Source organism: Salifodinibacter halophilus, assembly GCA_012999515.1.
Taxonomy (GTDB): Bacteria; Pseudomonadota; Gammaproteobacteria; order Nevskiales; family Salinisphaeraceae; genus Salifodinibacter; species Salifodinibacter halophilus.
In genome coordinates, this window is record JABEEB010000541.1 from 1 (window position 1) to 247 (window position 247).

Here is a 247-nt window from a genome sequence, read left to right on the forward strand (position 1 = left end):
CCGTCGGTACGTGGTGAACGAAGAGGGATTTCGCGCCGAGTGGGTCGCTCCGCGACCCCGAATATGAAAACGTGGGTTAGCAGACGTTCTTCGGCTTGACGCCCATGCTTTCGAGCGTCTCGACGTACTCGTCGTAGGCGGCTTCGACCACCGCGTCGGCGGCCTCGCGGGCGACGGCGTCATCTTCGACGAGGTCGGAAACGGCGTCGTCGAGCGCGTCGAGTTGGTCGTTGAGGTCGGACTTGAG

The 247-nt window shown here is 63.6% G+C and carries 1 protein-coding gene; it reads right to left on the reverse strand.

The genetic code is table 11. The features are described 5' to 3' along the window. Positions 1–76 precede the first annotated feature (76 nt). Positions 77–247: transcription antitermination protein (locus HKX41_12765; GenBank protein ID NNC25007.1), on the reverse strand; the 171-nt coding region annotated here is incomplete at its 5' end.